General features: G+C 48.3%; 13 protein-coding genes. 8 read left to right on the top strand and 5 right to left on the bottom strand.

Annotation, left to right across the window (positions count from 1 at the left end; genetic code table 11):
• Window positions 1-2: 2 nt before the first annotated feature.
• The 7 genes from ytxJ to KNP91_RS13640 all read left to right on the top strand — a co-directional run bounded on the left by ytxJ (window position 3) and on the right by KNP91_RS13640 (window position 6,723).
• Window positions 3-329, top strand: coding sequence for a bacillithiol system redox-active protein YtxJ (gene ytxJ / locus KNP91_RS13670; protein WP_012369172.1), 327 nt, complete (start codon window positions 3-5; stop codon window positions 327-329).
• 231 nt (window positions 330-560) lie between these two features.
• Window positions 561-2,093, top strand: a complete 1,533-nt coding sequence (locus tag KNP91_RS13665) for a DHA2 family efflux MFS transporter permease subunit (RefSeq protein ID WP_012369171.1) — start codon at window positions 561-563, stop codon at window positions 2,091-2,093.
• Window positions 2,094-2,254: 161 nt separating this feature from the next.
• Entirely contained in the window at window positions 2,255-2,551 is a 297-nt protein-coding gene (locus KNP91_RS13660; protein ID WP_012369170.1) for a metal-sensitive transcriptional regulator, read from the top strand.
• A 12-nt stretch (window positions 2,552-2,563) separates the two neighbouring features.
• Window positions 2,564-4,696, top strand: coding sequence for a heavy metal translocating P-type ATPase (locus KNP91_RS13655; protein ID WP_214850540.1), 2,133 nt, complete (start codon window positions 2,564-2,566; stop codon window positions 4,694-4,696).
• Window positions 4,693-4,899 carry a cation transporter gene (locus KNP91_RS13650; protein WP_214767056.1) on the top strand — a complete coding sequence of 69 codons (207 nt, stop codon included), beginning with the start codon at window positions 4,693-4,695 and terminating at the stop codon, window positions 4,897-4,899. Before KNP91_RS13655 ends, KNP91_RS13650 begins: the two co-directional genes overlap by 4 nt.
• Before the next feature lie 84 nt (window positions 4,900-4,983).
• A complete protein-coding gene (locus KNP91_RS13645; RefSeq protein ID WP_012369166.1) occupies window positions 4,984-5,208 on the top strand; it encodes a hypothetical protein in 225 nt (74 codons plus the stop codon).
• 207 nt (window positions 5,209-5,415) lie between these two features.
• Window positions 5,416-6,723 carry a globin-coupled sensor protein gene (locus KNP91_RS13640; protein ID WP_214767058.1) on the top strand — a complete coding sequence of 436 codons (1,308 nt, stop codon included), beginning with the start codon at window positions 5,416-5,418 and terminating at the stop codon, window positions 6,721-6,723.
• A 53-nt stretch (window positions 6,724-6,776) separates the two neighbouring features.
• Here the strand turns inward: KNP91_RS13640 and KNP91_RS13635 are convergent, their stop codons facing one another.
• The 5 genes from KNP91_RS13635 to KNP91_RS13615 all read right to left on the bottom strand — a co-directional run bounded on the left by KNP91_RS13635 (window position 6,777) and on the right by KNP91_RS13615 (window position 11,008).
• The gene (locus tag KNP91_RS13635; protein ID WP_251136063.1) at window positions 6,777-7,397 is read right to left on the bottom strand and encodes a class F sortase; all 621 of its coding nucleotides are present in this window, start codon (window positions 7,395-7,397) and stop codon (window positions 6,777-6,779) included.
• On the bottom strand, window positions 7,357-8,151 hold the full coding sequence (locus tag KNP91_RS13630; RefSeq protein ID WP_026829490.1) for a DUF4397 domain-containing protein: 795 nt from the start codon (window positions 8,149-8,151) through the stop codon (window positions 7,357-7,359). Before KNP91_RS13630 ends, KNP91_RS13635 begins: the two co-directional genes overlap by 41 nt.
• Window positions 8,152-8,417: 266 nt before the next feature.
• The gene (gene speB / locus KNP91_RS13625) at window positions 8,418-9,290 is read right to left on the bottom strand and encodes an agmatinase (protein WP_028107152.1); all 873 of its coding nucleotides are present in this window, start codon (window positions 9,288-9,290) and stop codon (window positions 8,418-8,420) included.
• 60 nt (window positions 9,291-9,350) lie between these two features.
• On the bottom strand, window positions 9,351-10,190 hold the full coding sequence (gene speE, locus KNP91_RS13620) for a polyamine aminopropyltransferase (RefSeq protein WP_012369161.1): 840 nt from the start codon (window positions 10,188-10,190) through the stop codon (window positions 9,351-9,353).
• 143 nt (window positions 10,191-10,333) lie between these two features.
• The gene (locus KNP91_RS13615) at window positions 10,334-11,008 is read right to left on the bottom strand and encodes an NAD(P)H-dependent oxidoreductase (protein WP_214850537.1); all 675 of its coding nucleotides are present in this window, start codon (window positions 11,006-11,008) and stop codon (window positions 10,334-10,336) included.
• Window positions 11,009-11,396: 388 nt separating this feature from the next.
• Between KNP91_RS13615 and KNP91_RS13610 the strand changes: the two genes are divergently transcribed.
• Window positions 11,397-12,953 carry a BCCT family transporter gene (locus tag KNP91_RS13610; RefSeq protein WP_214850533.1) on the top strand — a complete coding sequence of 519 codons (1,557 nt, stop codon included), beginning with the start codon at window positions 11,397-11,399 and terminating at the stop codon, window positions 12,951-12,953.
• The last annotated feature ends 16 nt before the right edge of the window (window positions 12,954-12,969 follow it).

The raw sequence follows: 12,969 nt of genomic DNA, 5'->3' as shown, positions 1-12,969 counted from the left end.
AAATGACTCAACTCAGAAAACTACAATCGATTTCCGACTTCGACCAATTCGTTTCCGAACACCCAACATTTGTGATTTGTAAACACAGTACGACCTGCCCGATCAGTTCGGCCGGTTTTTCCGCCTATACGAAATATGCGGATGAGACAGCAGTTCCGACTGCCTATTTATTGATTCAGGAAGCACGGACGTTATCGAATCACATCGCAGAACATTACAACGTCCGGCACGAATCACCGCAGGTCTTGTACATTCAAGACGGACGAGCAGTCTGGACGACTTCTCACTATGACATCACATCAGACGCTTTACACACACATGTCGGGTAATCCGACCCCGTTTCGCCAAACGTGCGCTTTCTCCTGTTGCAGTTTACACAGGAGAAAGCGCACGTTTTTTAATGAACCAACGTTCGATTCACGCCCGTCTCCTTCACAAAAAATAAAATTACCTTTCTTAGCTATTAATATTTGTAATTCAAGCTAAATCAGATTAAGATAGACAACAGATATAACGACCGTATAGAATTGTGTACTGTTAGTTCATTAAGGAGGAAAACCATGTCACATGAAAAATCTGCTACCGCTCGTCCCCCTTACGGCATCCTTGCCGTATTGATGATCGGTGCCTTTATTGCATTCTTAAATAACACCTTACTCAACATCGCCTTACCTTCGATCATGAAGGATCTGGAGATTGAAACGTCAACGGTCCAGTGGTTATCGACCGGTTTCATGCTTGTCAACGGGATTTTGATTCCGACTTCTGCTTTCCTGATTCAAAAATTCTCGGTCCGCCGTCTGTTCCTGCTCGCGATGACACTGTTCTCTGCGGGTACGATTCTTGCAGGATTTGCGGACGCTTTCCCGGTCCTGCTTGCCGGACGGATGATCCAGGCTTCCGGATCTGCAATCATGATGCCGCTTCTGATGAACGTCATGCTCGTCAGCTTCCCGATTGAAAAACGCGGAACGGCGATGGGCTTCTTCGGCCTCATCATGATGGGGGCTCCTGCGATCGGACCAACCCTATCCGGTTGGATCATCGAACATTACGATTGGCGGATGTTGTTCCACTTCATTACACCAATTGCTTTGATTGTTCTCGTCGCCGGCTTCGTCCTGCTTCGTGACGTCAAAGAACGTTCTGGCGCAAAACTCGACTTTATGTCCGTCGTCTTATCTTCATTCGGATTCGGCGGTCTTCTGTACGGTTTCAGCTCTGCCGGTTCAAAAGGTTGGGATAGTCTTCAAGTCATTTTAGCGTTAGTCATCGGGGTCGTTGCACTCGTGACGTTCATCATGCGTCAATTGAGAATGGAACGCCCAATGCTCAACTTCAAGATTTACCGTTATCCAATGTTTGCTTTATCGTCCGCCATCTCGATCGTCGTGACGATCGCCATGTTCTCCGGGATGTTATTGTTACCGATTTATGTTCAGACGATTCGCGGTATTTCTCCGCTTGATGCCGGTCTGATGTTACTGCCTGGTGCGATCCTAATGGCGGTCATGTCACCAATCAACGGAAAACTGTTCGATAAAATTGGCGGTCGTCCACTCGCCATCACCGGCCTGTTCATTACGGTTGTCACAACCTATCTTTTCAGCCAACTTAAAATGGATACGACGTATACTCATCTCATCGTCCTTTATTCCCTCCGGATGTTCGGGATGTCAATGGTTATGATGCCGGTCTCAACAAACGGTTTGAACCAATTACCGACCCGTTACTATCCGCACGGGACAGCGATGAATAATACGTTGCAACAAGTCTCGGGTGCCATCGGAACAGCGTTGCTCGTTACGATTATGTCGACGCATGCAAAAACGCGTGGTACGGAACTCGCACAAGAAGCAGCGAAAAACATGACGAGCCAACCAACAGCGGAAGCTGCTGCCGCGATGAAACAACAAATCGTGATGCAGGCAACGCTTGACGGTATCAACTATGCGTTCTTCATCTCAACGTTCATCGCCGGTCTTGCGTTTGTCCTCTCGTTCTTCATCAAACGGTCGACACAAGCGGAAGATATCATCAGCAATCGTTCATTGAACGAACAAATCATTAAACCGCAAGTTTCCAATCAATAACATGATTCGTTGTTGATCCAACAGCGTACCAGAGCAAGGGACTGACTTTTGAGTCAGTCCTTTTTCATTTAGTTTTTTCAAGCTCCAACCTTTATACTGGTACCCCCTATACCTATATGATATACTCGGTGTATCAACTAATCCGGAAAAGAGGTGTCCTCATGACACATGATCATCCCCTTGTTCCCCGTTCACCCGAGGAACAAGATGCTTTGATGAAACGATTAAAACGAATTGAAGGTCAGGTCCGCGGTATTGCCAACATGGTCGCAGAAGACCGGTATTGTATCGATATCCTGACCCAGACCGCATCGATTCAAGCGGCGCTCCGCCAAGTCGAGTTGCAGGTCATCGAACGTCACGTCAAAATGTGTATGCACGATGCGGCGACCGGCAAACAGGATACCGATGTCTACGTTGATGAACTGATGGCCGTTATTGCCCGTCTTAAGAAGTAAGGAGGGATTTCAATGTCGAAAACAATGGAACTGAATATCGAAGGCATGACATGTGCCGCCTGTTCGGCCCGGATCGAAAAGGTGTTGAACCGGATGGACGGAGTCGAAGCCACCGTCAACCTGCCGCTCGAAACAGCACGGATTGCTGTTCCGGAAGAAATGGACGAACAACTGATTTTAGATAAGATTAAAAAAATCGGATACGGTGCCACCATCAAGACGACACCACATGAACAGGTCCAAAACCGCCGGATGCTCTATCGCTTTTGGATAGCAGCTTTCTTGTCCCTGCCGTTACTGCTCAGTATGGTCTCCCACATTCCGAACAGTCCGGTCCATCTGCCTTGGCTGATGAATCCCTGGTTCCAGTTCGCTTTGGCGACGCCGGTCCAGTTCGTCATCGGTGCCCCCTTCTATGTCGGTGCCTATAAAAGTCTTCGCAGTGGAAGTGCCAACATGGATGTCCTGGTCGTACTCGGAACGTCCGCAGCCTATTTCTATTCCGTTGCGGAAATGATGATTCACCCATTGATGCCGAATCTCTACTTCGAGACGAGTGCCGTCCTGATTACGCTCGTGCTGCTCGGGAAAGTACTGGAAGATCGTGCCAAACAACAGACGACCGGTGCCATCAAAAGCCTCCTTTCCTTACAAGCGACGGATGCCGTCGTGTTGGAACAAGGTGTCGAACGGACGGTTTCGCTCGATCAGGTCAAACCCGGTATGCAGTTGATCGTCAAACCCGGTCAAAAAATCCCAGTCGACGGCATCATCACAACGGGTGATGCCTATCTCGATGAATCCATGTTGACCGGCGAACCGCTTCCGGCTCATAAAGGAACCGGTGACGTCGTGATTGGCGGCACCTTGAACACGAACGGATACCTGACGATTGAAGCGACGAAAGTCGGTCAGGAGACGATGCTCGCCGGCATCATCCGTGTCGTCGAACAAGCACAGACGGAAAAAGCCCCTATCCAGCGTCAGGCGGACCGGATTTCCGGAATCTTCGTCCCAATCGTCGTCGCCATCGCCCTTGTAACACTTGCTGTCTGGTGGTGGACGACCGGCTCGTTCGCCGAAGCAATTCGTCCAGCCATCGCCGTTCTTGTCATCGCCTGTCCTTGTGCTCTTGGGCTCGCCACTCCGACATCGATCATGGTGGGAACCGGCAAAGGTGCGGAACACGGTGTTCTGTTCAAGGGCGGTGCCCAACTCGAATCGTTGCAGCACGTCGATGCGGTTGTCTTTGACAAAACAGGAACATTGACGATCGGACGTCCGGTCGTCATCGAGACGTTCGGACAGGAACAGGCACTGGATTTTGCAGCGGCTCTTGAAAAAAAATCGGAACATCCACTCGCTCATGCGATCACGGAAGAGCGCGACGTCGTCTTTGATATCGAACATTTCACCGTCGATCCCGGACGCGGTGTCCGCGGGTCGATTATGGGACACGATGTCATGGTCGGATCGGTACGGATGATGCAGGAGCACGGTCTTTCCCTTCCAGACTGGACATCAAGCGGTGCAACGGTCGTCTATGTCACCGTCAACGGTATAATAGAAGCCGGATATGCCATCCGCGATGAATTGAAACCGACTACCAAACAGGTCATTCAGGAGATTCAGCAGACAAAAGCGGTCTACCTGCTGACCGGAGACCGTCGCGAAGTCGCCTTACAGCTCGCGACCGAGCTTCAGATACCACACAGCCATGTGTTTTCCGACGTTTTGCCGATTGAAAAAGCCGATCACATCAAAACGCTTCAAGCAAACGGACAGCGTGTCGCGATGGTCGGAGACGGGATCAATGATGCACCGGCTCTTGCGACGGCAAATGTCGGGATTGCTCTCGGCAGCGGGACCGATGTCGCACTCGAAGCGGCAGACGTCACGTTACTTGGACATGATTTGCAACAAGTCATTACAGCCATCCGTCTCAGCGAACAAACGATGAAGAACATTCGGCAGAACCTGTTTTTCGCCCTCGGTTATAATGCAATCGGGATTCCGGTTGCCTGCCTCGGACTGCTTGCCCCTTGGGTCGCAGGTGCCGCGATGGCATTCAGCTCTGTCTCTGTCGTCACAAATGCGTTACGCTTAAAACGTATTCCACTATCCAAAGGAGGAAACCAATCATGAAAGAAACAACTTTAACTGTCGTCGGAATGACGTGCAATCACTGTAAAGCAAGCGTCGAATCGGCGTTAAACGAACTCGACGGTGTCACGAATGCAACCGTCTCACTGGCAGACAACAATGTCACCGTCACACACGAAGACGTCGCGACAGAACGTCTTGTCGAAGCGATTGAAGAAATCGGCTATGACGTTCCGACCGCATAATTTTTTAGCCAAACTGCGTGAAACATGCAGTTTGGCTTTTTTATTTTGAAAAAAACGGGAATGGTTCTACAAGGAGGGGTTCGTATGGTACCGAAAATCGAATTCGTAGAACACTTCGATGACAACAAAGGAAAACGATTTAAAATCGAACTTTGGAATCTCGGAACCTTCACATTCAGTGCTGAATCAGCCAAAGGACCTGTCACCCGGTTTACGTCCATCGACATTCAATTCGTCCAGACTTGTGTAAGTCGGATGCGATCAATTGTCGATGCCCAAAAAGCGTTTCAGGAAGATCAACCTGTTTAATTCATCGCGTGACACATATAGCATGTACCCTTCATTTCAGAAGCGGTCATTCCACTCATGATCCCCGATCATGAGTTTTTTGTTTTTAAGTCAATGATTTTGTCTGTCGCTGTACTTTTTGAAGAAAAAGATTATCGGATTTCTGAAAACAACCGATAACAAATAAGACACTAAAAATCTTAATTCCAAGAAAATCGGGGGCATATCGTGCGCAATCCATTTAAAGCTAAATCATCGATGTCGGCCTATCAGGCGACAATCGGATTTCCAGACAAACGACTCATTACAAAAACAAGTGATCCGAGCTTAACGGGACGCTTAGAATACATGGGCTACACGGAAGAACATCTGCAAACACTAAAAGCAATGGCGCCTGTCGTCAACAGCATCCTCGATGAAGTACTCGAACAAGTCCTTGATCATTTACTGCTTCACCCTGAAATGGTACAGATTGCTCAAACTTCTTCGACACGTGAACGTCTGAAAAAAGTCTTCGCTGACTACTTCGGCAGTTTACTGACGGGAAACATGGATGATAAATTTCTTGCGATGCGGACACGGATGGGTAAAACCCATAACCGTAACTTTGTCCCGGTGACCTGGTTCATCGCTTCCTATGCGGCGTTCAATACGTTATTGATTCCGAAAATCGTCGAACATTTTCAACATGAACCGGCACAATTGACGAATGCGATTCTTGCACTGAACCACGCGATGAATCTTGATGCTCAAATCGTGACGAGCCAGTATGTCGATGCCCGCTTACACGAAGTCAGTGCAGCAAATGAATCCCGGAGCCGGCTCTTGCAGGATGTCGTACGCGTCAGTCAGGAAGTCGCAAGCACTGTCGAACAGACGGAAGGTGCAATTTCTGAAACAAGCCGTCGGGCAACACAAATCTTATCTGAAACGGACCAGACGGAAAAAACAAGCCGCAATCTGGTCGGACTGACCTCGGAAAACGAGACCCAGATGGAAAAGATGGAACATCAATTTGCTCAAGCCACGTCACAAGTCAGCACGTCATTGACGAGTCTCCAGCAACTGAAAACGACGTCAGATGAAATCGTCAAGATGACACAAGGTATCGAAGACATCGCCAATCAAACGAACCTGCTCGCCCTAAATGCTTCTATCGAAGCTGCTCGTGCCGGAGAGCATGGGAAAGGTTTCTCCGTCGTTGCGATTGAAGTCCGGAACCTGGCGGAAAACGCAAAACTGCTCAGCAGCAGCATCAACAGCCTGATCCAAAAAAATAATGGCAACATCAATGAACTCGTTTCGCAAATGGAAGACATCACACGATCAAACTCCGCTTCGCGTAACGAACTGCAACAAGTCAAGAGCGGCATCCATACCGTCAAACAGGAAATGGAGAACTACTTGGAGATGTTCGGCCGTAATAAAAATGATTTAAGCCAAATCGTACAAACGATTCAAGGTATCAGCCAGACGACGCAAGGGTTATCTGCCTTAACGACGGATTTGGTCGCCGCTTCTGAAGTGAATGCTTAAAACCAATAGCACATACAAAAGGGACCTGTCCGTCAGCGGAGAGGTCCCTTCGTTTATTTTTCCTGTTCAGCCGTCACAACCAATCGCTGATCGTATCCTTTTGATTGGGTAAACGTTCCGACACAGGTAATTAACGTCAAACGTTGCGCCAATGTCGCTCCGAAAATAGAGCCGACCGGTGCCTGATCAACGGGATAAGACATTACGTTCGTCACCACGTATGAAACCTGCTCTCCCGTTTTAGCGCTTACTTCAATCCGTTGTCCCCGTTTCGCTTTTGCCAAGTCATAAAAGACAGCCGGACCGTTCGTATCATCTAAATGTCCTGCCAAAATGACATTGCCGGTCTGATTAGCTTTGGCGCCATATCGGTACCAACCGACTTGATCCGTCTGCTCCGGAACATTCATCCGTCCTTTAGCATCTTTTCCAACGACTTCAATTTTTGCATTCACATCGATCGCCGGGATCTTCAAACGATTCGGGATGAATGTTTCGACTGCTTCTGTCTTTGCGTCAGACTTTAGTGCCGGTGACTCGACGACAGGTGTTGCCGGTTCCACAGAGCGTGGAGGCGAAGTTTCCTCCGCTCCGCCGCATCCTGCAAGCAACACGGTGAGTAACAATAAGAGATTACGCGTTTTGTTTACGACGGACGACATAAGCTGTCCCAACCAGCGCTGCTCCAGCAAGTGCTACGAGTGCCCAAGTTGTTGCCATTGATGACGTTTCCGTTGTTCCGCCAAGACCAGTGTCAGGCATTGCTGCCATTTCACCGCCGTCCGGAATCAAGAGAACGTCAAATGCCGGTTCTCCTTCAAGTAAACCGATTGCGAGTGCTGTATAGTTTTTACCGCTGTCGAGCTTGATGCCGTCGAGTGCTTTGACGACATCCGTCGCACCGGCTGGTCGTACTTCAAGGTCATACGTTCCGGCATCGAGTGTGCCGTAGTCTGAGACTTTCGAGAATTCAAGGTCGCTGAAGAGTGGATCTCCGCCTTTTGGTGCGACGTCAACAGCTGGTGCATCCGGTGCAAAGTGAGCGACACGGACCATTGATTTGCCGTCTTCCCCTTTGCCGTTATCTTCCATGACGGCGAGTTTGATATCTGCCAATTTACCGATTGCAGCTACAGAATAGAATTTTCCAGCTTCGATATTGAGTGTTTGAGAAAGTACAGGATCCTTTGTTGTACCGGCTGCGAAGACTTCTACTTTATGTTCTCCGGCTGGGAGTGTGAGATAGTCAGTGACTGCTTTGAATTCTGCTCCGGATACCGCTTTTTTGCCATCGACGGCGATATCCACTGCTGGAGCATCAGGTGAAGCATGAATTACACGAACCATTGCATCGTCCGCCGCGCCTACCGGGAGCACAAAAAGTGCGAATAGCAAAGCAGCTGTGACGAAAGATAAGAGTTTCTTCATCTTTTTTCCACCTTTCATGTCATGATGTATTCCGCTCTCAAACCAACAAATCCGTTTACTGCAGAACTATTACTTCTGTCCAAAAAATATTTTTATCGTGGTGACATCTTAAATTTAAAATAATATTTTTGGGCTGTAAATATCTGAGTGTGCTGATGTTGAGGACAACAGCACATTGCGTTTTCGCTTGAACTGGATGGAATAATCGCTGCCCGGAAAAAAAAGGTCAGATTCCGCAAAAACGGATCTGACCTTTTTGTTATCGTTTATTTAATGAACCCGATCATCATTTCACGCAAGACTTTTGCAGCTGCGATTGCCGTCATATCCGATTGATCGTACGCCGGACAAACCTCGACGAGATCGGCTCCGATAACGTCGACATCGGCACGGGCGATCATATGGACGACTTCAAGTAATTCCTTTGTCGTCACGCCGCCGATTTCCTGCGTGCCTGTTCCCGGTGCCGCTGACGGATCAAGGACATCGATATCGATCGTCACGTAGACCTTTTTACCGGCAAGCTTTGGTAAAACGGCTTTCAACGGTTCAACGATTTCGTATTTGAACAGGTTGTAACCGGACGTTTTCGCCCATTCAAACTCTTCTTTCATCCCTGAACGAATCCCGAATGAATAACAGTTTTCCGGTCCAATTAAGTTCGCAATCTTTTTAAGCGGTGTCGAGTGTGACAACGGTTCGCCTTCATACGAATCGCGTAAATCCGTATGCGCATCAAAATGCAGAACGACAAAATCATCGTAATGTTTATCAAAGGCTTTGACGACCGGCCACGTAACGAGGTGTTCGCCGCCCATTCCAAGCGGGAACTTGCCTGCCGTCAATAACGAGTCGACGTATTCTTCAATCATATCAAGTGATTTTTGCGCATTCCCGAACGGCAACGGGATGTCACCGGCGTCAAATAATTTTGCATCGGCGATATCACCGTCAAGATACGGACTGTATTCTTCGAGTCCGAGTGACACTTCGCGGATCCGGGCCGGACCAAACCGTGAACCTGGACGGAAACTGACCGTCCAGTCCATCGGCATACCGTACAACACACCTTTTGCATCTTCGTGAGTCGGTTGACTCGCGATAAATACCTTACCTGAGTAAGCTTCATCAAACCGCATGATTATTCCTCCATTCATAGAAAGGAGTGCCCCTGAAAACGGAACACTCCTGATGTGTAATTAGATCGTTAAATCTTTGACAAACTTCGGTAGCGCGAATGCAGCTGTATGAAGTTCCGGTGTATAATATTTCGTTTCGATCTCGTGGAAACGCTCTGGTGCGACTGCGAGCGGATCATGTTTTTTTGATCCGATCGTAAATGTCCACAGACCGCTCGGATACGTCGGAACGTTAGCGATGTAGAGTTTTGTAATCGGGAAGATTTCTTTCACGTCACGTTGTACATCACGGATTAACTCCGGTGTGAACCATGGGTTATCCGACTGAGCGACGAAAATACCGTCTTCTTTTAATGCTTTCGAGATTCCAGAATAGAATCCTTTTGTGAACAGGTTGACGGCCGGACCGACCGGTTCTGTCGAATCGACCATGATGACGTCATACTCATTGACCGCTTCTGCAATATGCATGAACCCGTCTCCAACGATGACTTCAACACGGGCGTCATCGAGACCACCTGCGATGTTTGGTAAATATTTTTTCGAGTATTCGATGACTTTTCCGTCGATTTCGACAAGAACAGCCTTCTCAACAGATGGATGCTTCAAGACTTCACGGATGACTCCGCCGTCTCCTCCACCGACGACCAAAACAGATTTTGGATTCGGGTGTGTGAAGAGTGGGACGTGTGCGACCATTTCGTGATAAACAAACTCATCACGATCTGTCGTCATGACCATTCCGTCAAGTAACAACATTGTACCGAACTCGTCCGTCTCAACCATCTCCAGGCGTTGAAACTCCGTTTGTTCGCTCTCATAAACGTGGTTGACACGGAATGTGATACCGTAATCTTCCGTTTGGTGTTCCGTGAACCATAACTTTAATTTTTGTTCCATTTGCGATAGAACCCCTTTCTTTCATCAAGACAAAAGTTGTTCGTATGCGAGTGGCGTTTACGGCGCTTCTTAATCATACAAATGCGAGTATACCGGACTTTGAAAGAAACTTCTATATAATTCGAAAAGATTCGACTGTTTTTTTAGTCGACGAACGTGACGATTTCATCCAGGCACCGACGCTGCTTCGACCGTTTTGGTTCATCCGCTCGGTAGCCGAATGCGACCATGACCGGTACGGTGAAAACAGACCGGTCGAGCACACCGTGCCGTTCGAGAATCTGTTCCACCGCCTGCTGATCGAATCCTTCAATCGGACACGAGTCGATGCCGATTTGCGCTGCTGTCGACATCATGTTTCCGAGCGCGATATAGGCTTGTTTCGCCGACCAATCGGTCATCGCCTTTTCATTATCCCCAATCTTGAAATCTTCTTCGAGGAACAGACCATACCGTTTTGTCCGGCCGGCTTTTGCTTCATCCGACAGACCGAGTACATCCATCATATGTTTCACGTGCGCCCCGTCCGGTTGCATCTGTCCACCTGTCCGGGCGAGGAAGATGACGTAGTGGCTCGCTGTCGGCAATTGACCTTGTGCGCCCCATGAGACGTCCCGAATATCATTTCGAACGGCTTCATTTTGCATGACAAGCAGATTCCATGGTTCGTATCCGAAAGAACTCGGTGAAAGACGGGCTGTTTCGAGGATAAATTGAAAATCATCCGCCAGTATTTTTTTAGTCGGATCAAATGATTTCGTCGCATGACGGAACTGAAAAGCATCGATAATCTGTTGTTTTGTCTGATCGTGATTCATGACTGATTCCTCCTGAGTAATATGATGACTACCTGATACGATATCAAACCCGTTTCACTCCGTCTGTTTTTTTGCTTCATCAATGTATCTTAAATGCATGTTACAAAATAGAAGAACCGGGAAATAATAAATAATCAAACTTTTTCATTCTGTCTGTTTCATCAATTCAAAGGCTTTATTCCAGGGTTTTTCTAGATTACAACGCTTTGTTTCTTGACCCCTCCCTTCCCATCATTACCCATTTTCGTTTGCCAGTCCGCTCCAACTTTGTTACGGTTAGAACTTGCGTGATAAGGTTTTGTTTTCAAATGACACGGGTATTACTAATGTCGTTGTCTAAAAGAGTTACAAAACTACATGTAAAATTCGAAAGAAGGTGTTGATCACGATGGAAAATAAACGAAAAAGTAAAATTACGAATGTCTTTATCATCTCTGTCATTTTCTGTGTGCTCTTTACCATATGGGGAATCTTGCCTGAATCACTCATTGGTGCCGCAAATCTCGGAAATGTCACAGGCATCGCCCAAAGCTTTGTTTCGAACGGCTTCGGCTGGCTTTATCTTTTTGGTATGAGTGCCTTTTTATTAATTGCTATCTTTCTCATTTTTTCCCGTTTCGGCTCAATCCGACTCGGTAAAGATTCCGATCGTCCGGAATACGGTTTAATTTCCTGGTTCGCGATGCTGTTCAGTGCCGGTATGGGGATTGGTTTAGTCTTTTGGGGTGTCTCAGAACCACTGACCCATTTTCATACCCCCCCGGTCGCGACAAACGACCTGACAGATGCTGCTCCACTCGCCATGCGTTATTCCTTTTTCCACTGGGGTCTGCATCCGTGGGCACTCTATGCGGTCGTCGCCCTCGCCATCGCTTACTCGACGTTCCGTAAAGGACGTCCGGCCACAATCGGTGATACCGTTGCTTCCCTGATGAAACCGAAGTACGAAGCGGCCGGTAAAGGAACGGTTGAAGTACTTGCGATTGTCGCGACAGCGTTTGGTGTTGCCACATCACTCGGACTTGGTGCCCAACAGATTTCCGGTGGTCTTCATTTCCTCGCCGACGGAATTCCAAACTCTTTCTCCACTCAGTTAATCATCATTTTGGTCGTGTCCGTTCTCTACATGATCAGTGCCGCTTCCGGTCTTGATAAAGGAATCGTCCGCTTGAGCAACGCCAATATTGTCTTGGCGATCCTCTTGATGGTTGGGGTTCTGTTCCTCGGACCGTTCAGCTTCATCATGGATCTGTTTGTTCAAACGACAGGTGCTTACTTGCAAAACCTACCGACAATGAGCTTCCGGGCGTCAGCCTTCAATCCCGATGAACGAGGATGGATCAATGACTGGACAATCTTCTACTGGGCATGGTGGATTTCCTGGTCGCCGTTCGTCGGAACGTTCATCGCCCGTGTCTCAAAAGGACGGACGATTCGTGAGTTCGTTCTTGGTATCATGCTCGTACCGACGATTTTCGGTTTACTGTGGTTCTCCGTCTTCGGTGGATCCGCGATCTGGAACGAACTGTTCAATAATGTTGATCTCATTTCAACGGTCAACGAAAAAGGGGTCGAAACCGGTATGTTCGCCTTGTTCGAAACATTCGGTGGTCTCGGAACATTCCTCAGTATCATTGCTGTCTTCTTGATCACGACGTTCTTCATCACGTCTGCCGACTCCGCGACTTACGTTCTCGGTATGCTGTCTTCCGGCGGTAGTCTGTTGCCGAGTCTCCGCATCAAGTTGACTTGGGGAATCATCCAGTCATCGATTGCAGCTGTTCTCCTGTACTCAGGTGGACTCAGCGCCTTGCAGGCCGCAGCCGTTCTTGCCGCCTTCCCGTTCATCTTCGTCGTCGGGATGATGGTCATTGCCCTGTTCATGGATCTGTCCAATGAACCGGACGCTGCGAAATCAGCCGACGAGTTGAAAAAAGAAGCCTAACTGCAGTCAGACCCTG

This window comes from Exiguobacterium sp. s138, from assembly GCF_018618775.1.
Taxonomy (GTDB): Bacteria; Bacillota; Bacilli; order Exiguobacteriales; family Exiguobacteriaceae; genus Exiguobacterium_A; species Exiguobacterium_A artemiae.
Note: the sequence above shows the minus strand (reverse complement) of the source record. Positions and strands in the feature narration are given on the sequence as shown.